The 19,187-nt window shown below is 67.3% G+C and carries 16 protein-coding genes; 8 read left to right on the top strand and 8 right to left on the bottom strand.

Translation table 11 applies throughout. From position 1 onward, the window contains the following. Positions 1–15 precede the first annotated feature (15 nt). On the top strand, positions 16–936 hold the full coding sequence (yddG, locus tag ACF8ME_RS15550) for an aromatic amino acid DMT transporter YddG (protein ID WP_392417291.1): 921 nt from the start codon (positions 16–18) through the stop codon (positions 934–936). Here yddG and recX read toward each other — a convergent pair. Further along, on the bottom strand, positions 933–1,412 hold the full coding sequence (recX, locus tag ACF8ME_RS15555; RefSeq protein ID WP_074920881.1) for a recombination regulator RecX: 480 nt from the start codon (positions 1,410–1,412) through the stop codon (positions 933–935). The two genes, yddG and recX, sit on opposite strands and share 4 nt — an antisense overlap. A gap of 202 nt (positions 1,413–1,614) precedes the next feature. Continuing rightward, positions 1,615–2,718 (bottom strand): recombinase RecA, encoded by a 1,104-nt coding sequence (gene recA, locus ACF8ME_RS15560; RefSeq protein WP_151019362.1) that lies wholly within the window; start codon positions 2,716–2,718, stop codon positions 1,615–1,617. A 147-nt stretch (positions 2,719–2,865) separates the two neighbouring features. Between recA and ACF8ME_RS15565 the strand changes: the two genes are divergently transcribed. From ACF8ME_RS15565 to ACF8ME_RS15575, 3 genes are all read left to right on the top strand, one after another. Further along, positions 2,866–3,366 carry a MarR family winged helix-turn-helix transcriptional regulator gene (locus ACF8ME_RS15565; RefSeq protein WP_017407164.1) on the top strand — a complete coding sequence of 167 codons (501 nt, stop codon included), beginning with the start codon at positions 2,866–2,868 and terminating at the stop codon, positions 3,364–3,366. A gap of 100 nt (positions 3,367–3,466) precedes the next feature. Continuing rightward, on the top strand, positions 3,467–4,141 hold the full coding sequence (locus tag ACF8ME_RS15570; protein WP_012202808.1) for a response regulator transcription factor: 675 nt from the start codon (positions 3,467–3,469) through the stop codon (positions 4,139–4,141). Positions 4,142–4,236: 95 nt separating this feature from the next. After that, positions 4,237–5,736 carry a sensor histidine kinase gene (locus ACF8ME_RS15575; protein WP_016449402.1) on the top strand — a complete coding sequence of 500 codons (1,500 nt, stop codon included), beginning with the start codon at positions 4,237–4,239 and terminating at the stop codon, positions 5,734–5,736. Here ACF8ME_RS15575 and ACF8ME_RS15580 read toward each other — a convergent pair. Next, a complete protein-coding gene (locus tag ACF8ME_RS15580; RefSeq protein ID WP_016454232.1) occupies positions 5,720–6,700 on the bottom strand; it encodes a LysR substrate-binding domain-containing protein in 981 nt (326 codons plus the stop codon). The two genes, ACF8ME_RS15575 and ACF8ME_RS15580, sit on opposite strands and share 17 nt — an antisense overlap. Before the next feature lie 109 nt (positions 6,701–6,809). Between ACF8ME_RS15580 and ACF8ME_RS15585 the strand changes: the two genes are divergently transcribed. Both ACF8ME_RS15585 and ACF8ME_RS15590 read left to right on the top strand, forming a co-directional pair. Then, complete coding sequence (locus ACF8ME_RS15585; RefSeq protein ID WP_026062916.1) at positions 6,810–7,778, top strand: tripartite tricarboxylate transporter substrate binding protein; 969 nt, start codon at positions 6,810–6,812, stop codon at positions 7,776–7,778. 175 nt (positions 7,779–7,953) lie between these two features. Then, positions 7,954–8,886 (top strand): N-formylglutamate amidohydrolase, encoded by a 933-nt coding sequence (locus ACF8ME_RS15590; RefSeq protein WP_016454231.1) that lies wholly within the window; start codon positions 7,954–7,956, stop codon positions 8,884–8,886. Between the two features lie 74 nt (positions 8,887–8,960). Here the strand turns inward: ACF8ME_RS15590 and ACF8ME_RS15595 are convergent, their stop codons facing one another. Genes ACF8ME_RS15595 through ACF8ME_RS15605 form a run of 3 tightly spaced genes read right to left on the bottom strand, consistent with a single transcriptional unit; the run spans position 8,961 to position 11,204 of the window. After that, positions 8,961–9,692, bottom strand: coding sequence for a hypothetical protein (locus ACF8ME_RS15595; protein ID WP_047218929.1), 732 nt, complete (start codon positions 9,690–9,692; stop codon positions 8,961–8,963). 34 nt (positions 9,693–9,726) lie between these two features. Then, positions 9,727–10,557, bottom strand: coding sequence for a biotin--[acetyl-CoA-carboxylase] ligase (locus ACF8ME_RS15600; protein WP_016449407.1), 831 nt, complete (start codon positions 10,555–10,557; stop codon positions 9,727–9,729). After that, complete coding sequence (locus ACF8ME_RS15605; protein ID WP_313283186.1) at positions 10,554–11,204, bottom strand: SET domain-containing protein-lysine N-methyltransferase; 651 nt, start codon at positions 11,202–11,204, stop codon at positions 10,554–10,556. Before ACF8ME_RS15605 ends, ACF8ME_RS15600 begins: the two co-directional genes overlap by 4 nt. A gap of 128 nt (positions 11,205–11,332) precedes the next feature. Between ACF8ME_RS15605 and ACF8ME_RS15610 the strand changes: the two genes are divergently transcribed. Further along, entirely contained in the window at positions 11,333–14,248 is a 2,916-nt protein-coding gene (locus ACF8ME_RS15610) for a DNA topoisomerase III (protein WP_016449409.1), read from the top strand. A 218-nt stretch (positions 14,249–14,466) separates the two neighbouring features. Next, positions 14,467–15,246 (top strand): tyrosine-protein phosphatase, encoded by a 780-nt coding sequence (locus tag ACF8ME_RS15615; RefSeq protein WP_392417294.1) that lies wholly within the window; start codon positions 14,467–14,469, stop codon positions 15,244–15,246. Positions 15,247–15,857: 611 nt separating this feature from the next. Here ACF8ME_RS15615 and ACF8ME_RS15620 read toward each other — a convergent pair. Continuing rightward, a complete protein-coding gene (locus ACF8ME_RS15620; RefSeq protein WP_392417296.1) occupies positions 15,858–18,383 on the bottom strand; it encodes a penicillin-binding protein 1A in 2,526 nt (841 codons plus the stop codon). A gap of 163 nt (positions 18,384–18,546) precedes the next feature. Continuing rightward, positions 18,547–19,116 (bottom strand): bacterioferritin, encoded by a 570-nt coding sequence (locus ACF8ME_RS15625; protein ID WP_016449875.1) that lies wholly within the window; start codon positions 19,114–19,116, stop codon positions 18,547–18,549. Between the last annotated feature and the right edge of the window lie 71 nt (positions 19,117–19,187).

Genomic DNA, 19,187 nt, shown 5'->3' on the forward strand with positions numbered 1-19,187 from the left:
CGCGCAGCCTTTTCCATGTCTTCAGCGCACAGCAGTTCCCCTGCAGCCGCAGGCCGGGCCACCGCCATCGGCCTGCTGGCCGTGGTGTGCTGGAGCTGCACCGTGGGCCTGATGCGCTCGGTGGCCGAGCCGCTGGGCGCCGTGGGCGGCGCTGCCATGCTCTATACGGTCAGCGCCCTGTGCGTGGCCGCCGTGCGTGGCCTGCCCAGGCCGTCGCAGTGGCGGGCCATGCATCCGGCCTACTTCTGGGGCTGCGGCCTGCTGTTTGCGGTCTATGAAATCTGTCTGTCGCTGGCGATCGGTCTGGCGCAGGACCGCGCCCAGGCGCTGGAGCTGGGGCTGATCAATTACCTGTGGCCCAGCCTGACCATCGTCTTGGCCGTGCTGCTGCGCCAGCAGCATGCGCGCTGGTGGCTGTGGCCCGGCGTGCTGCTGTGCCTGTGGGGGCTGACGCGCGTGCTGGGTGGCGACTCGCTGCAACTGCGGGGCATAGCGGACCACATGCTGGCCAATCCGCTGGCCTATGGACTCGCCTTTGGCGCGGCCCTGCTGTGGCCCTGCTATTCGCTGGCTGCTCGGCGCTGGGGTGGGGGGCACAATGCCGTGGGGTTGTTCCTGATCTGGACTGCGCTGGCGCTGTGGATCAAGTGGTTGTGGCTGGGTGGCGAAGGCGGCATGCACTGGTCAGGCACCGTGGTGCTGCAGCTGCTGGCCGTGGGCGGGCTCACGGCCATGGGCTACAGCTGCTGGGAGCACGGCATACAGCACGGGCATCTGGCCGTGATGGCGGCGGCCTCGTACTTCACGCCCGTGTTCTCTGCCTTGCTGGCCAGTGCCTGGCTGCAGGTGCAGCCGGGCTGGGGCTTCTGGCAGGGCGTGGCGCTGGTGACCGTGGGGTCGCTGGTGTGCTGGGGCGCAACCCGGCGCGTGGATTAGTTGCCTTCGTCTGCAGCTCCGTCATCCCAGTCTTCGCTGCGCCCGCGCAGCACCTTGCTCGCTATTTCTCCGCCAAAGCCGCGCGCGGCCAGAAAGCGCATCTGCTTGAGGCGTTCCTGCGGGGTGGCCGGCGGTGTGCCGAAGCGCTGGCGCCATACGGCATGGGCGCGCTGCAGTTCGGTGGCGCGCAATTGTTCTGCGGCGGCGCGCACCAGGCCATCGTCCAGCCCCTTGCTGCGCAGCTCCTGCACCACGCGTGATGTGCCAAAGCGCGCGGCCTTGCGATGCAGCACGGACTCGGCCACGCGCTCGGCGCTGATGAAGCCGCGCTTCTCCAGCGCGTCGAGCATGGCGCCCAGGTCCTCGCCTTCCTCCACATGGGGGGCGAGCTTGCGTTCCAGCTCCAGCCGTGAATGTTCGCGCTGGCCCAGCAGCTTGAGCGCCCGGCCCTTGAGCGACAGCTTGGCGAATCCCATGCGGCAATGTCTCCTGAATCGTCCCGAATAAAAAGGGCCCCCACGCTCCCCTTGCTGCGCAAGGTCCGCTGCCCCCCAAGGGGGCCGCTTTTTTGCCTTGGGGCGTCCCGGCGATAAAAAAGGCGCAGACGTGAGCCTGCGCCAAGATGGCAAACACAGTGTGTGCAGGCGCGGCGGCGCCTGCAGTGAGGGGTCTGGGCGCTCAGGCCTCGATCACGCCGTCCTTGTCGGCCTTGGCCTTGCCCGCCTTGGCGGCCTTGGCTTCGGAGGCATCGCCACCGGCCGTGGGCAGCAGGGCGATGCCCAGGCTGTCGCGCACCTTGTTCTCGATCTCCACGGCCAGGCCGCTGTTCTCGCGCAGGAATTCGCGGGCGTTGTCGCGACCCTGGCCGATCTTTTCGCCGTTGTAGGCGTACCAGGCCCCCGACTTGTCGAGGATCTTGGCGTTGACGCCCATGTCCAGGATTTCACCTTCGCGCGAGATGCCTTCGCCGAAGAGGATGTCGAACTCGGCGGTCTTGAACGGGGGCGAGACCTTGTTCTTGACGACCTTGACCTTGGTTTCGTTGCCGATAGCTTCGTCGCCCTTCTTGATGGTGCCGGTGCGGCGGATGTCCAGGCGGACCGAGGCGTAGAACTTCAGCGCATTGCCGCCCGTGGTGGTTTCGGGGCTGCCGAACATCACGCCGATCTTCATGCGGATCTGGTTGATGAAGATGACCATGCAATTGGTCTTCTTGATGGTGGAGGTCAGCTTGCGCAGCGCCTGGCTCATCAGGCGGGCCTGCAGGCCGGGCAGCTGGTCGCCCATCTCGCCTTCGATTTCGGCGCGCGGTGTCAGTGCGGCCACCGAGTCCACGACGATCATGTCCACGGCGCCCGAGCGCACCAGGCTGTCCACGATTTCCAGGGCCTGCTCGCCGGTGTCGGGCTGGCTGATCAGCACTTCGTTGAGGTTCACGCCCAGCTTCTGGGCATAGCTGGTGTCCAGCGCGTGTTCTGCGTCGATGAAGGCGCAGGTGCCGCCCTGCTTTTGCATTTCGGCGATGACCTGCAGCGTCAGCGTGGTCTTGCCCGAGGATTCAGGGCCGTAGATCTCGATCACGCGGCCACGGGGCAGGCCGCCCACACCCAGGGCGATGTCCAGGCCCAGCGAGCCGGTGGAGACGACCTGGATGTCCTGGATGGCTTCGCCTTCACCCAGGCGCATGATCGTGCCCTTGCCGAACTGCTTTTCGATCTGGGCGAGTGCGGCCTGCAGGGCCTTGGCTTTTTCACTGTTGGCGGTGGTGACGGCGGTGTTCATGCGGACTCCTGGGTTGGGTATGGATTCAGCTCTGTATTTGCATTCAGGCTGGATGCTTGAACAGTAGTTTATGGGCTTGCTGCCTTGATTTGTTGGTGTTTTTGGTCAGTTTTCCTGACTTGTTGGATTTGCCTCCACAATGCATCCATGAGTGAGCTTTCCCCTGTCACGCCGCCCGCCGACGCCTGGCGCCAGACCCACCTGGGCCGCCTGCTCGGCCATGCCATGCGGCGGTTCGACGCGCGTGTACTGCAGCTCATGGCGCGCGATGTGGAGGTGCCGCTGGCACTGTCCAACCTCGCTGCGCGCGACAAGGTGGGGGCGGCCCATATCCACATCACGCGGCATCTGTCGCTGGCTGGCGACCGGCTGACGGACCTGGCAGAGCGCGCAGGCATGACCAAGCAGTCCATGGGCGACCTGGTGACCCAGTGCGAGGCCTGGGGCCTGGTCACGCGCGAGAGCGACGAGCGCGATGCGCGCGCGCGCCGCATCCGCTTCACGCCAGCGGGCCTGGCCTGGCTGCAGGCTTTCCATGACGCCGTCTCCCAGGCCGAGGCCGAATTCCGCGAGGAAGTCGGCGACGACATCGCCACCGTGGTGGCGCTGGGGCTGGAGGCCTACGCGGGCGGCGGCTCACTCGGGTAAGGTCCCTGCCCGCGCTGCGGGGCGCATCCTAGAATCCTGGGAATTAAAGGCGCGCATTTCCAACTCCCAGAGCGCGCCTGCATTACAGGAGACATCCCCCATGCGCATTCTGATTGCCGAAGACGACCAGGTCCTGGCCGATGGCCTGCTGCGCAGCCTGCGCGGCTCGGGCGCCGTGGTCAGCCATGTGGCCAATGGCAGCGAGGCCGACACCGCGCTGATGACCAGCAGCGAATTCGATTTGCTGATCCTGGACCTGGGCCTGCCCAAGATGCACGGTCTCGAAGTGCTCAAGAAGCTGCGCGGCCGCGGCGATGCGCTGCCGGTGCTCATCCTCACGGCGGCCGACAGCGTGGAAGAGCGCGTGCAGGGGCTGGACTACGGTGCCGACGACTACATGGCCAAGCCGTTTGCGCTGTCCGAGCTGGAGGCGCGCGTGCGCGCCCTCACGCGGCGCGGCATGGGCGGCGCCAGCAGCACCATCAAGCACGGCCCGCTGGTCTACGACCAGGCCGGCCGCGTGGCCACCATCGACGGCAAGATGGTCGAGCTGTCGGCGCGCGAGCTGGGCCTGCTGGAAGTGCTGCTGCAGCGGGCCGGCCGGCTGGTCAGCAAGGACCAGTTGGTCGAGCGCCTGTGCGAGTGGGGCGACGAAGTCAGCAACAACGCCATCGAGGTCTACATCCACCGGCTGCGCAAGAAGATAGAGCGCGGCCCCATCCGCATCGCCACCGTGCGCGGCCTGGGCTACTGCCTTGAGAAGATCGCGTCCTGAGGCCGCTGCCGTGGCTGTCAGGCCCGGGTTGGCTTGCCTGCGCATAGTGGTGGTTGCCGCGGGGCCGTGAACCCGTCGTAAGGGGCTGCCCGCCGATGAAAATCTTCCAGCGTGAACAGCGCTCCCTGTTCGGCGAGATCCTTGACTGGATGCTCACGCCGCTGCTGCTGCTGTGGCCCGTGAGCCTGGCGCTGACCTGGCTGGTGGCCCAGGGCCTGGCCAACAAACCCTTCGACCGTGCGCTGGAATACAACGCCCAGGCGCTGGCCCAACTGGTGATGGTGCAGCACGGCAAGGTGCTGTTCAACCTGCCGCAGTCGGCCAGCGAGATCCTGCGTGCCGACGAATCGGACACCGTGTATTTCCAGGTGCTGGGCGTGAAGGGCGAATACCTGGCCGGCGAGCGCGACCTGCCGCCGCCGCCCGAGCCCGACGAGGCTCTGACTGGCGCGGCGCCTCCAGGCTTGCCGTCCGGCGGCACCGTGCAGCTGCGCGATGCGGAATTTCGCGGCATCGATCTGCGCGTGGCCCATGTCTGGGTGCGCATGCCCCTGCCGGGCGAACCGCAGGCCCTGGTCCAGGTGGCCGAGACGCGCGAAAAGCGCAGCGTGCTGGCCACGGAAATCATCAAGGGCGTGATGCTGCCGCAGTTCGTCATCCTGCCGCTGGCCGCGCTGCTGGTGTGGCTGGCGCTGGCGCGCGGCATCAAGCCGCTGCACCGGCTGGAGGAGCGCATCCGCGCGCGCCGGCCCGAGGACCTTTCGCCCATCAACCACAAGGACGTGCCGCTGGAAGTCGTGCCGCTGGTGGATTCGGTCAATGACCTGCTGGGCCGGCTGGGCGACTCGCTGGCCACGCAAAAGCGCTTCCTGGCCGACGCGGCCCACCAGCTCAAGACGCCGCTGGCCGGGCTGCGCATGCAGGCCGAACTGGCCCAGCGCGAAGGCGTGAGTACGGGCGAGCTGCGGCAGTCCCTGGCCCAGATCGCGCGCTCCAGCATCCGTGCCACGCACACCGTCAACCAGTTGCTGGCGCTGGCGCGTGCCGAGAGCGCGGGCCTGGGGCGGGGCCTGGCCATGCAGCCGTGCAACCTGGTGCGCATCGTCACCGACGTGGTGCGCGACTGCCTGCCGCGCGCCATGGACAAGCATGTGGACCTGGGATACGACGGCGCCGAGTCCTCGGCCGCCGGCGTCTGGCTGCAGGGCAATGCCACGCTGCTGACCGAGCTGGTGCGCAACCTCGTGGACAACGCCATCAACTACACGCCTTCCACCAGCAGCCGGCCGGGCATGGTCACCGTGCGTGTGCTGGCCGATCCTTTTGGTCAGGTCCTGCTGCTGCAGGTGGAGGATTCGGGGCCGGGCGTGCCCGAGGCCGAGCGCGAGCTGGTGTTCCAGCCGTTCTACCGCGTGCTGGGCTCGGAGGCCGATGGCTCGGGCCTGGGCCTGCCCATCGTGCTGGAGATTGCGCGCCAGCATGGCGGGCAGGTGGTGCTGGAGGATGCGCATCCGGGCCAGCAGCCACCGGGCGCACGCTTCAGCGTGCGCTTCACGGCACTGCGCTCGCCGCCGCCGCCTAAGCCTGCGGCATAGGTGGCGCCTGACCGGCTGCCGCAGGGGCATCGGGGGCTACAGGGGCCATCGCCACCCGTCCCGGTGTCTGCGCCGCATGGTCCACCAACCAGTTGCGGAAGATGCCCAGCGTGCCATGGTTGGCACGGTCGGCCGGATAGCACAGCCAGTAGCCCAGGGCGCTCTGGTAGCCGTGCTGGGGCAGGGGCTCGTTCACCAGGCCGGCGGCAAGCTCGTCGAGCACCAGGCAGCGTGGCACCAGTGCAATGCCCATGCCCGCCATCACGGCGCGAATGATGGTCTGGAACTGGTCGAACTGCGGGCCCGCCAGCGGGCTGATGCCGTGGATGCCGTGGGCCTCGCTCCAGCGTGCCCAGGCGTCGGCAATGGTCACGTGGCGCAGCCGCGTGCAGCGCGCCACGTCCTGGGGCGTGGTGATGCGCGCCTCGGGGCCCGTGCCATGTGGCGGTGCGATCAGCGCCACCTGGCGGCCCACCAGATAGTGGGCGTGCGCGCCGCTCCAATGCCCGTCCCCGAACAAAATCGCGCAGTCCAGACCCGGACTGTCAAATTGGTAGCTGTGTACGTAGGGTACAAAGTGCAGCGTGATCTGTGGATAGCGCTGCTGAAACTGGGGCAGCCTGGGGATCAGCCACTTGGCCGCGAAAGTCGGCAGCGATGACAGGTGCAGCGCGCCTCGGCTGTCATCGCTGGTGATGAGTTCGAGGGTGGCCGCCTCCAGCTGGCCCAGCAGGGCGCGCACGGCGCGCTCGTAGCGTTCGCCCGCAGGCGTCAGGCTCAAGCGCTTGCGCTCGCGTTCGAACAGCGGCACGCCCACCCACTTCTCCAGCTCCTGGATCTGCTTGCTGACTGCGCTTTGCGTCAAGTGCAAGGCTTCGGCCGCGCGCGATACACCTCCGAAGCGCACCACGGTGGAGAAGGCGCGCAGCAGATGTATGGGCGGGTTGAGGCGGCGCAAACTCATGACAGGGATATGATGAAACTATTCCTGTTCGGAATATTAACAGGCACAGTATTTGCTTTTTTTGTGAGCAGATTTCTTTTAATCTGACCTTGTTTGTAAGAAAGATCCTATGCAACGACGCCATTTCCTTGCTTCCATCGCCGCTTCTTCTGTCGTTCCTGGAATGTCCTTCGCCCAGGAAACCACCCGTCCCCTGCGCATCGTCGTTCCGTTCCCTGCTGGTGGCTCCACCGACATGGTCCCGCGCAACATGCAGGACGTGCTGCCCAAGTTGCTGGGCGGCCAGGCGGTGGTGATCGAGAACAAGGCCGGCGCCGGCGGCTCCATCGGCATGGCCGAAGTGGCACGTGCCACCGACGGCGTGACCTTCGGCATCGCCACGCTGTCCACGCACGGCGTGAACCCTGCCGTGTTCAAGAAGCTGCCCTACGACGCCATCAACGACTTCGTCGGCGTGACCGAGATCGTCAAGGCGCCCGGCGTGATCGTGATCAACCCCAAGCTGGTGCCTGCCAACAACTTTGCCGAGTTCGTGAAGTACCTGAAGGCCAACCCCGGCAAGGTCAGCTTCGCCACGCCCGGCAACGGCACCATCGGCCACATGTGGGGCGCCCAGTTCATGAAGAGCACGGGCACAGAGATGCAGCACATTCCCTACCGTGGTGCAGGCCCGGCCATCAACGACGTGCTCGGCGGCCAGGTGCCCGTGTACTTCGACCAGGTCGCGTCCTCGCTGCCCCACATCAAGGGCGGCAAGGTCAAGGCCCTGGCCGTGTCCTGGCATGAGCGCCTGGACGTGCTGCCCGATGTGCAGACCTACGCCGAAGCCGGCCACGCCGACCTGAACGATCCTTCCTGGTTCGGCCTCGTGGCCCCCAAGAGCACGCCGCCCGAGCAGATCGCCCGCGTGCAAAAGGCCATCGCGGCCGCGCTCAAGGACCCGGCCGTGCAAAAGCGCATGGCTGCCCAGGGCCTGTACATCTCCGGCACCAGCAGCGATGCTTTCACCAAGCAGATCGCCAGCGAAGTGGCCAAGATGAAGAAGATTGCCGCCACGGCCCAGATCCAGCTGGATTAAAGGCTCCCCCTGAGGCGCTTCGCGCCTTCCCCCTCTCTCGCTTCGCGGGAGGGGGACGACGCCCTCGCTGCGGGGCGGCCCTTGCTCGGCGTCCCTGGCCTGGGACGCGCCAGTTTCATGGCGGGCTGGCCGCAGCGCAGCGGTGCAATGCGTAACCGAGATAGACCACTTCCTCATGCATCCCGTCCTGCGACTGATCAGTCAGAACTTCCTGCAATCCCTGCCCGGCGCGGCAGGCTCCGGCGCGGCCGATGCCGCGCAGCCCATGGTGACCAGCGTGGCCGGCACCAGCGCCGTGGTGCTGGACTCGCCGCACAGCGGCACGGTCTACCCGCAGGACTTCGGCTCCTGCCTGCCGCTGGCCACGCTGCGCCAGGCCGAGGACACGCATGTGGAGAAGATCTATGCCTTTGCGCCAGGCATGGGCGTGGGCTGGGTGGAGGCGCATTTCCCGCGCATCTACCTGGATGCCAACCGCGACACCACCGAGATCGACACCACCATGATCGAAGGCGACTGGCCGCTGCCCGTCACCACCGACCAGGTCGTGCTGCAGAAGGTTCGCCTGGGTAAGGGCCTGATCTGGAAGTTCACCGACGAGGGCGTGCCCATCTACGACCGCCAGTTGCCGGCCTCCGAGCTGCTGCAGCGCATCGAGCGCTGCTGGAAGCCCTACCACGCCGCCGTGGAGCGCGCCATTGACGCCGCCCATGCGCGCCATGGCTACAGCATCCACATCAACTGCCATTCCATGCCTTCCGTCGCCGCCAGCCATGCCACGCTGCACCCGGGCCTGGTGCATGCCGACTTCGTCATCGGCGACCGCGACGGCAGCACGGCCAGCCCCGCGCTGTCCGAGCGCATCTGCGCCTTCCTGCGCGAGCGCGGCTACAGCGTGGACTACAACCATCCCTACAAGGGCGTGGAGCTGGTGCGCCGCTACGGCAAGCCTGCCGAGCACCGCCACAGCATCCAGATCGAGATCAACCGCAAGCTCTACATGAACGAGCAGACCCTGGAACTGGACCAGGCCGGCTACCTGCGCCTGACCACCGATCTGAAGGTATTGGTCGAGCAGCTCATGGCCACCGACCCGCGCGTGCTCTGACCCGCGGCGGCTGAAATGAAAAAGGCCCGCGATCCTGTGATCGCGGGCCTTTTCGCATGGCGTGCCCAACGGGTTCAGCAGGGTTTGAACGGCTTGCCCTCGAAGGCCTTGCCGCCCATGGCCTCGACCTGGCTGCGCAGTGCGGCCGTGGCCTGGGGCAGGCGCAGGGTGTAGAGCGTGATGTCGGGGCGCTCCTGCACCACGCGGGCCGTGCGCACGCCCTGGCGCGCGAAGTTGGTCAGCTCGCGCGTGGCCGCTTCCTCGGTGGAAAAGCGGCCCAGCGACAGGCCCGGCTCCAGCGCACCGCCCGCACGGTCGAAATCGATCTTGCGGGCGCGCAGTTCGGCGCGCTTGCGTTCCAGGAATTCGGCGTCGGGGAACTTGCCCATGTAGACCATCCAGCGGCCCGGCTGGTGCGTGCTGCTCAGGTCCCATTGGTCGCTGGCGACCTGGGCGATGAGGCCGCGGCGCAGCGCCTCGGCATGGCGGTCTTCGATGCCCGTGGCCACCAGGCAACTGGTGGGCTGGCCTGCAGCCTGGGCGGGCCTGGGTGCAGGGGCGGGCTCCTCGCCGCCTGCCGGGGTGGGGGCCGGCGCTGGCGTGGACGGGGCGGCGGCCGGCGAGGGCGTGGTGGATGCGTTGTCCACGCTCAGCAGGCTCAGCGCCTCGGGGCGCACCTGCTGGGCCAGGCGCTCGGGCTCGGTCGTGGACGGGGGGGCCAGGCCCAGGGCCTGGAGCTGGCCGTGGCTCCAGAGGTAGTAGCCGGCATTGGCCAGCACCAGCAGCAGAAAGGCAATTCGCAGCATGTCGTTTCTCGGCGGGCCTAGTGCATCAATCGCTCTAGCCTACAGCAGCCGGCCGCACGCTGATTTCCGAGCTGGTGATGGCCTGCAGGCCGCGCGCCGTGCGCACCAGCAGCGCGCCATCGCGGCCCACGCCTTCGGCCATGCCGCTTTCGCCGTCGCTGAGATTGACGGCGCGCCCGCGCAGCAGGTCGCGCTGGGCAAAGCGGTCCACCAGCGGCGCAAAGCCCTGGGCGGCAAAGGCCTGGATGTCGGACACCAGTCCCGGCAGCACGCAGGCCAGGGCGGTGGGCGCGTCCAGGCGCTCGTCCAGCTCCAGCAGGCTGGCCGGCGGCGTGCGCATGCCGTCGCCGGGGCGGGGGCGCACATTCAGGCCGATGCCCACGACCACGTAGCGCGGCGTGCCGGGCTCATGCGCGGCGCTGCCGACAAAGCTGGCGGTCTCGATCAGGATGCCGCCGAGCTTGCGGTCGCCGTCGATCCACAGGTCGTTGGGCCATTTGAGGCCGATGCGCGGGCGCTGCGAGCCCGGGGCGGGCAATTGCGGCTGCAGGCTTTGCGCCACGCTCAGGCCCACGGCCAGCGACAGGCCGGACCAGTCGGCAGGCGCCAGCGGCATGCCCAGCGAGAAGGTCAGCGAATCGCCCACGCCGCTGGTCCACTGGCGGCCCAGCCGGCCCCGGCCGGCGGTCTGCACTTCGGTCACCAGCAGCACGGGTTCGTTGCGGCCATCGCGGGCGCGTGCCATCAGCTCGGTGTTGGTCGAGCCGATGCTGGGCACGATCTCCACGGAAAAGCCCGGCAGTTGCGGCTCGATGGCCTGCCACAGCGACTCCGCAGGCCAGTGGATGGGGGACGAAGCCATCATGCGCCCGCCTTTGTCGAGGATGTGCCGGATTTCTTCTTCGGCTTTTGGGTGGGTTTGCCCAAAGGCTTTGGCGCTTCGGCCTGCTGTTTTTGGGGCCGCTTTGCCTTTTCAGACTTTTCCGATTTCGGCTTTGCGCCGGCCGGCAACGCATCGCCGGGCATGGGCGGGCGCCAGCCGCGCTTGGGCGCCAGCAGCGTGCCGCGGCAGGTGGCCGCACCGCACCAGCAGGGATACTCGGCCTTCAGCTTCCTGGTGTAGGGTTCGTCGATGATCAGGCCGTAGTCGTAGCTCAGCTCCTCGCCGGCGGCGATGTTGCGCAGTGCGACGATGAAGATGCGGCCATCGCGCTCGTCGGTGTAGCAGTTGGGCGCGCAGCTGTGGTTGATCCAGCGCGAGGAATTGCCGCCGTAGTTGGCATCGATCACGCGGTCTTCGTCGATGTGGAAGTAGAAGGTATGGTTGGGCTGGCTGGGGTCGTGCGGGTGCCTGTCCTGGGCTTCCTGCCAGCTGACGATTTCCCCTACGTACTCGACAAGGACCTCGCCTTCGGCAAGATCCTGCACGGCGAAGACGCCCTTGCCATGGACACCCGAGCGGCGGGTCTGGATACGGCGGCCGCCGGAAGGGGCCAAAGCTGTGCGGGGCATGTTTTCTCTGATAACTTGAATAGGCACACATGCGCGTGCGCGTACACGTACGTACACGCGTGAGCCATGGATTGTAGAAGCGCAGGCATGCGACATGCAGCTCCTGCGGGGAATGACGAGTACACACAATGACAAAGACCCTGGTGATTGCTGAGAAGCCTTCGGTCGCGCAGGACATCGTCCGCGCGTTGACTCCGGTGGCGGGCAAATTCGACAAGCACGATGAATACTTCGAGAGCGAGCACTACGTCGTGACCAGCGCCGTGGGCCACCTGGTGGAAATCCAGGCGCCCGAGGAATTCGACGTCAAGCGCGGCAAATGGAGTTTTGCCAACCTGCCGGTGATTCCGCCGTATTTCGACCTCAAGCCCGTGGACAAGACCAAGAGCCGGCTCAATGCCGTGGTCAAGCTGGCCAAGCGCAAGGACGTCACCGAACTCATCAACGCCTGCGACGCGGGCCGCGAGGGTGAGCTGATCTTCCGCCTGATCGAGCAGTACGCTGCAGGTGCCAAGCCGGACGGCAAGGGCCTGGGCAAGCCGGTCAAGCGCCTGTGGCTGCAGTCCATGACGCCGCAGGCCATCCGCGACGGCTTCCAGAACCTGCGCAGCGACAGCCAGATGCAGGGCCTTGCCAGCGCGGCGCGCAGCCGCTCCGAGGCCGACTGGCTGGTGGGCATCAACGGCACGCGCGCCATGACGGCCTTCAATTCGCGCGACGGCGGCTTCTTCCTGACCACCGTGGGCCGCGTGCAGACGCCCACGCTGTCCCTGGTGGTGGAGCGCGAGGAAAAGATCCGCAAGTTCGTCAGCCGCGACTACTGGGAAGTGCATGCCGCCTTCGACGCGCAGGCCGGCCAGTACCTGGGCAAGTGGTTCGATCCCCAATGGAAAAAGAGCGAGGATGCGGAAGCCCGCGCCGACCGCATCTGGAACCAGCGCGACGCCCAGGCCATCGCCGACGCCGTGCGCGGCAAGCCAGCCCAGGTCACCGAGGAGTCCAAGCCCACGTCCCAGGCCAGCCCGCTGCTGTTCGACCTGACCAGCCTGCAGCGCGAGGCCAACGGCAAGTTCGGCTTCTCGGCCAAGACCACGCTGGCGCTGGCGCAAAGCCTGTACGAGCGCCACAAGGCCCTGACCTACCCGCGTACCGACTCGCGCGCCCTGCCCGAGGACTACGTGCCCGTGGCGCACCAGACCTTCGCCATGCTGGCCGGCAGCGGCATGCGCCACCTGGCACCCTTTGCCCAGCAGGCGCTGGACGAGAACTATGTGCGCCCGACCAAGCGCATCTTCGACAACAGCAAGGTGTCGGATCACTTTGCCATCATCCCGACCACGCAGGCGCCCAGCGGCCTGTCCGAGGCCGAGCAAAAGCTCTATGACCTCGTCGTGCGCCGCTTCATGGCCGTGTTCTTCCCGAGTGCCGAGCACCAGGTGACCACGCGCATCAGCAAGGTCGAGCAGCACAGCTTCAAGACCGAAGGCAAGATCCTGGTCAAGCCCGGTTGGCTGGCCATCTACGGCAAGGAGGCCGCCAACGAGGTCGAAGGCGGCAAGGACGGCGACAAGGGCCAGCCCCTGGTCGCGGTGCAGCCCGGCGAGCAGCCGCGCGCCGGCCAGGTCGATCCCAAGGGCCTCAAGACCAAGCCGCCCGCGCGCTACTCCGAAGCCACGCTGCTGGGCGCCATGGAAAGCGCGGGCAAGCAGGTGGAGGACGACGAGCTGCGCGAGGCCATGCAGGAAAAGGGCCTGGGCACGCCTGCCACGCGCGCGGCCATCATCGAAGGCCTGCTGACCGAAAAGTACATGCTGCGCGAAGGCCGCGAGCTGATTCCCACGGCCAAGGCCTTCCAGCTCATGACGCTGCTGCGCGGCCTGGGCGTGGAAGAGCTCTCGCGCGCCGACCTCACCGGTGAATGGGAATACAAGCTGGCCCAGATGGAAAAGGGCCAGCTCTCGCGCGATGCCTTCATGCAGCAGATCCAGTCCATGACGGAAAAGCTGGTCAAGAAGGCCAAGGAATACGACCGAGACACCGTGCCCGGCGACTACGCCACCCTGTCCACGCCTTGCCCCAACTGCGGCGGCGTGGTCAAGGAGAACTACCGCCGCTACGGCTGCACGGGCAGCGACGGCCAGGGCGCGGGCTGCGGCTTCTCGTTCACCAAGTCGCCTGCAGGCCGCACCTTCGAGACGGCCGAGGCCGAGCAACTGCTGCGCGACCGCCGCCTGGGCCCTCTGGACGGCTTTCGCTCCAAGGCAGGCTGGCCCTTCGTGGCCGAAGTCACCATCGTGCGCGATGAGGAAGGCGGCAACTACAAGCTCGAGTTCGACTTTGGCGACGACGCCGCCTCCGAAGACACGGGCGAGCTGGTGGACTTTGCCAGCCAGCAATCGCTGGGCCCCTGCCCCAAGTGCGGCGCGCCCGTCTTCGAGCACGGCAGCAACTACGTCTGCGCCAAGGCCGTGCCCACGCTGGCCCAGGCCACGCCCAGCTGCGACTTCAAGAGCGGGCAGATCATCCTGCAGCAGCCCATAGAGCGCGAGCAGATGCAAAAGCTGCTGCAGACCGGCAAGACCGACCTGCTGGACAAGTTCGTCTCCAACCGCACGCGCCGCAGCTTCAAGGCCTTCCTGGTCTGGGATGGCGCGGCCGGCAAGGTCAACTTCGAGTTCGAGCAGCGCGACAGCAAATACCCGCCGCGCAAGACGGCGGCCGCCAAGAGCGCGCCGGCCAAGAAGGCGCCTGCCAAGAAAGCCGCGGCCAAGACCACGGCAAAGACGGCCACCAAGACCGCGCGCAAGCCGGCGGCCGGCACGCTGCAGCCCAGCGCGGCCCTGGCCGCCGTCATCGGCGAAGGCACGGTGGCGCGTACCGAAGTGGTCAAGAAGCTGTGGGAATACGTCAAGGCCCAGAACCTGCAGGACCCCAAGGACAAGCGCGTCATCCGCGCCGATGACAAGCTGCGGCCCGTCTTCGGCAAGGACAGCGTGAACATGTTCGAGCTGGCCGGCATCGTGGGGAAACATCTCACCCCCTGAGGCGCTTACGCGCCTTCCCCCTCTCTACTCGCTCCGCGAGGGAGGGGGACGACACCCTCGGTGCGGGGCGGCGCGGCCGGCTTAGGCCCTTCTTCGGTGTCCCTGGCTTTGGGGCGCGCCAGTTTTGAGGGCAGTGTTTGAGCTCTACACCAGCGGGTCGCCGGCCTGACATGGGGGCAACACATGCTTGGGCTAATCTAGCGGGCATGGATACCGAAATGCTCACCCCGGCAGCGGCTGCCGCCGCTGCTTCCTCCCCGGCGCCCTCGCGCTCCATCCGCCTGGACGGCGCCTCTAACTTCCGAGACCTCGGTGGCTACGCGGGCCTGGATGGCCGGCGCGTGCGCTGGCGCACGCTGTTCCGTGCCGACCACCTGGCCGGCCTCAGCGCAGCGGACCTGGACGTGCTGCAGGGCCTGAAGCTCGCGCGCAGCGCGGACTTCCGGGGCAAGATGGAAAGCGCCCACCTGGCCTACGAATGGCCGGGCATTGCCCGCCATGCGCTCATCGTCGAGCCCACCGTGGTGCAGCGCGCCAGCGCCCTAATTGCCGCAGGCAACGACCTCACGGCCGCCCATGCCGAGGAGCTGATGCAGGACACCTACCGCAGCTTCGTGCACGCCTACGCACCGCGCTTTGCACAGTTGTTCCAGCTGCTGCTGGAAAGCCAGGATCCGCTGGTCTTCCACTGCACGGCCGGCAAGGACCGCACGGGCTGGGCTGCCGCCTTGCTGCTCACCGCGCTGGGCGTGGACGAGGACACCGTGATGCAGGACTACCTGCTGACCAACCAGCTCTACCAGCGGCCCGCCACCACCTTCGCCCCCATGCCAGCCGAAGTGATGGATGTGCTGTGGCGCGTGCAGGCCTCCTACCTTGCGGCCGCCACCGACATGGTGCGGGCCGACTTCGGGGGGATGGCAGGGTATCTGCGGGATGCGCTGGGCATCGACAGTGCGGCACGCGAGCGGCTGGCCGCGCTTTACCTCGAAGGGTGATTACCTTCGCTCACGGGGCGGCAGGGTGGCGCGGCTAACATGGGCTGTGCCGGTCGGTTGCGCCGGAGTTCAAGGAGATTGCGATGAAATACGGCATGCGTGAGCTGGCCGCGATGGTGCTGGTGGCCCTGAGTGTGGGGCTGGCTGGCTGTGCGGGTGGGGTGCCTGGGGATGTTGCGGGGAGCCAGGCGTCCAGTGCCAGTGGGGTGACGGTGTTTGGGACTGTGGATGCCAATGTGAGTCATACGCGGACTTCGCGGTGACTCTTTGTGCTTTGGTTCTTTCGCTGGATTTGTCCCTGCCGGGTGGTTGTTTTTCGAGGCCGGGTTTCGGCCCGGCGGCCGACCTACTTTCTTATCGCGCGATAAGAAAGTAGGCAAAGAAGCGCGCCCCACTGCCCACGACCCTTCGCTTCGCTGCGGGCGACCTGCGTTGTGCGGGATGCGGGGTGCGCCGTGAAACTCGTTGCGCGCTGCGCGCTTCACTCAAACATCACGGCGAGCTAGACAACGAAGCAAGCCTGTCCTTCGGCAGGCTTGCCACCCCGCATCCCGCCCAACGCAGGCGTGGGCAGAAGGGGGAGGCTGGGGAACAGCCAACAGCCAGCCGGGTCAGGGCTGGATCGGCGTGATCACCACGCCGGTGCCTGCGGGGGCGTCTTCGCCGCCGGGCAGGGCGGGTGTGGCGGGGGTGGCTTCCTGCACTGCGCGCTGGTCCGTGGGGCCCAGCGTGCCCTGGGTGAGGGGGATGCTGGGGGCGGGCAGGGCGGGGGTGCTTTCTATGATTTCCTCGCCGGGCGACAGGCCCGGGCCGGGTGGCTCCGTGGGCTCGGGTGCGGGTTCAGGGGTCGGCGCCGGCTCCGGGGTGGCGGGTTGGCCGGGCTGTGCGGGCGGCTGCTGGTCGGGCCACCAGCCCTGCATGCGTTCGCGCAGGCGGCCGACCATGTCGGACCACCAGTGGCTTTGTTCGGGTGGCTCGAAGCGGGCCTTGGCGTCGATGACGGGGCTGCGCAGGGCGCGGGACATGAAGTCTCCCACCATGGGCAGGGCGCTGCGCGAGCCCTGGCCCCAGCGGTCGCTGCGCAGGGTGATGCGCGCGTCGTTGAAGCCGGCCCAGGCGCCGGTGACGATTTCCGGGTGCATAAGGATGAACCAGCCATCGGCATTGCCCTGGGTGGTGCCGGTCTTGCCGGCCACGTCGGCGTGGATGCCGTAGCGCTGGCGCACGGCCACGGCCGTGCCTTTGTCCACCACGGCGCGCAGCATGTCCACCAGGGCGTAGGCGTGGTCTTCGTCCAGCGCGCGCTCGGGCTTGGGCGGGCTGAATTCGGCGATGACCTTGCCGTCGGCGTCCTCGATGCGCGTGACCATCATGGGCGGCAGCCAGCGGCCACCGTGGGCCAGGCTGGCATAGGCGTTGACCATCTCCAGCAGTGACACCGGGCTGCTGCCCAGGGCCAGGGCGGGAACCTCGTCCAGCGGGCTCTGGCGCACGCCCAGGGCGCGCGCCAGGCGTGCCACGCGGGCGGGGCCCACGGACTGCATGACTTCGGCGGTGATGGTGTTCTTGGAGTAGGCCAGGGCGTCGCGCAGCGTCATCTCGCGGCCCGTGGGGGGCGTGGCGTCGGTGGGGCGCCAGACTTCGCCGCCGGCCAGCTGGATTTCCACGGGGCTGTCCACGCGCTTGTCGTCGGGGGTGGCGCCCTGCTGCAGCGCGGCGCCATAGACAAAGGGCTTGAAGGTGGAGCCGGGCTGGCGCCGTGCCTGCTGCACGTGGTCGTAGGCGTCCTGCGTGAAGTCGCGGCTGCCTACCCATGCCAGCACTTCGGAGGTGGCCGGGTTCAGCGCCACAAAGCCTGCCTGCACGCGCGTCTTGTCCTCGCGCAGCTGCTTCATGAAGGCCTTGTCGGCCAGCAGGGCCTTGAGGGTGTCTTCCTCGCTGTCCTTGTCCGTTGCCTTGTCCTTGCCTTGGCCGTCCGCGCGTTTGCGCGCCGCGCGCCAGGCGGGGGTCTCTCGCACCAGCTGTTGCACCAGCGGATTGGCGGCATTCCAGCCGTCGCGCTGGCTCCAGGCGCCATTGGCCACGCCCTGCAGCGTGCGCGTCTGGCGCGCCACGGCCTGGTTGGCCCAGTTCTGCAGGCGCGAGTCGATGGTGGTGTGCACCACCAGGCCATCGGTGTAGATGTTGTAGTCGTTGCGGTCGGCCCAGTCGATCAGCCACTTGCGCAGCTGCTGCGCGAAGTGGGGCGCCATGCCCAGGGGCTCTTCCTGGCGCTCGAAGTTGATGCGCATGGGGCGCTTCTTGAGCTGGGCAAACTCGGCCTCCTGCAACACGCCGCGCTTGACCATTTGCGACAGCACCGTGTTGCGGCGGTACAGCGCGCGGTCGGGGTTGAGCACGGGGTTGTAGTAGCTCGTGCCCTTGAGCATGCCCACCAGCGTGGCGCTTTCCAGCACCGTCAGCCGCGCGGCCGGCTTGTCGAAATAGGTGCGCGCCGCCATCTCTATGCCGAAGGCGTTGTAGAGGAAGGGCACGGTGTTCAGATATGTCTCGAGGATCTCGTCCTTGGTGTAGAGCGCCTCGATCTTGAAGGCCGTGATCGCCTCCTTGAGCTTGCGGTTGAGCGTGGGCGCGCGGCCGATTTCGGTCGGGTACAGGTTGCGTGCGAGCTGCTGGGTGAGGGTGGAGCCGCCCTGCGGATCGCCGCGCAGCGTGTGCACCACCGAGCCCAGCGTGCGCCGCCAGTCCATGCCGTGGTGCTCGTAGAAGCGGTGGTCCTCCGTGGCGATCAGCGCCTTGATCACCGAGGGCGACATCTCGTCGAGCTTCACCCACTGCCGGTTGCTGCGCTTGAACTGCGCGAGCTGCTTGCCATCCGCGCTCATGATCTGGGCTGGCTGCTCCAGCTTGGCCTTGCGTATGTCGCGGATGCCGGGCGTGAACGGGATCAGGGCCAGCACATACAGCGCGAACAGCAGCGGCAGCGCAGCGGCGAACAGCAGCCATTCGCGCCGGGTGGGCCAGCGGTGCCACCAGGGCAGGGCCGCCACGCGCTGGCCGATGCGGCTGGCCAGCAGCCTTTGCCAGGCTGCGAGTACAGCGTCGGGCAGCTTCAAGTCATTGAAAGAAAAGCGCATATTGCAAGACGGCCCTGATGACAGGACATCAGGGCCGATAGGGCGGGACCATTCCGCGAAGGCTAGAGAATGCCCAAAAAAGCGGCACCCCGCTCGCGCGGGGTGCCTTGCCTATGGGCCAAGCCCCGGTATTGTCGGGCTGGCGTGTACTGGCGGGAAGTGCTTATTTCTCCAGCCAGTCGGACAGCTCGTCCGCGTGTTCCTGCTCCTGCTCCAGGATGGACTCGATCAGCCGGCGCGTGGTCGGGTCCTTGTCGCCGATCAGGTCGATCATCTGGCTGTAGGCCTCGATGGCCACGCGCTCGGCGATCAGGTTGGTGCGGATCATGGCCTTCAGGTCCGTCTCGCCGTTGTAGTCGGCATGGCTGCGCTGGGTCAGCGTCTGGGGGTTGAAGTCGGGCTCGCCGCCCAGCTGCACGATGCGCTGGGCCAGCTTGTCGGCGTGGGCCATTTCCTCGTTGGCATGGACCAGGAACTCGTCGGCGATGGCCGGCGAGGCCAGACCCACGGCGGTGAAGTGATGGCGCTTGTAGCGCATCACGCACACCAGCTCGGTGGCCAGCGAGTCATTGAGCAGCTTGATGATGTCCTCGCGCCAGGGCCCGAAATGCGGGGTCACGGCGCCATCGTCCAGGCTGCGCTTGGCAGCCTCCAGGGCCTTGGGGTCCAGCGCCAGGTGGCCGTTGCCGGGGTTGGATTTGGCTTGCTTCGTGGGGGTGCTGTTGGTGTTCATACAGGTGGTCTCTTCATCGTGGGACGGAAACTACGGCAGGCATGCGCCTATGCGGCTTGTAAACACCTGCC

Origin of the sequence: Delftia sp. WSY_7 (genome assembly GCF_043104845.1) — a bacterium.
Lineage (GTDB): Bacteria > Pseudomonadota > Gammaproteobacteria > Burkholderiales > Burkholderiaceae_C > Comamonas > Comamonas tsuruhatensis.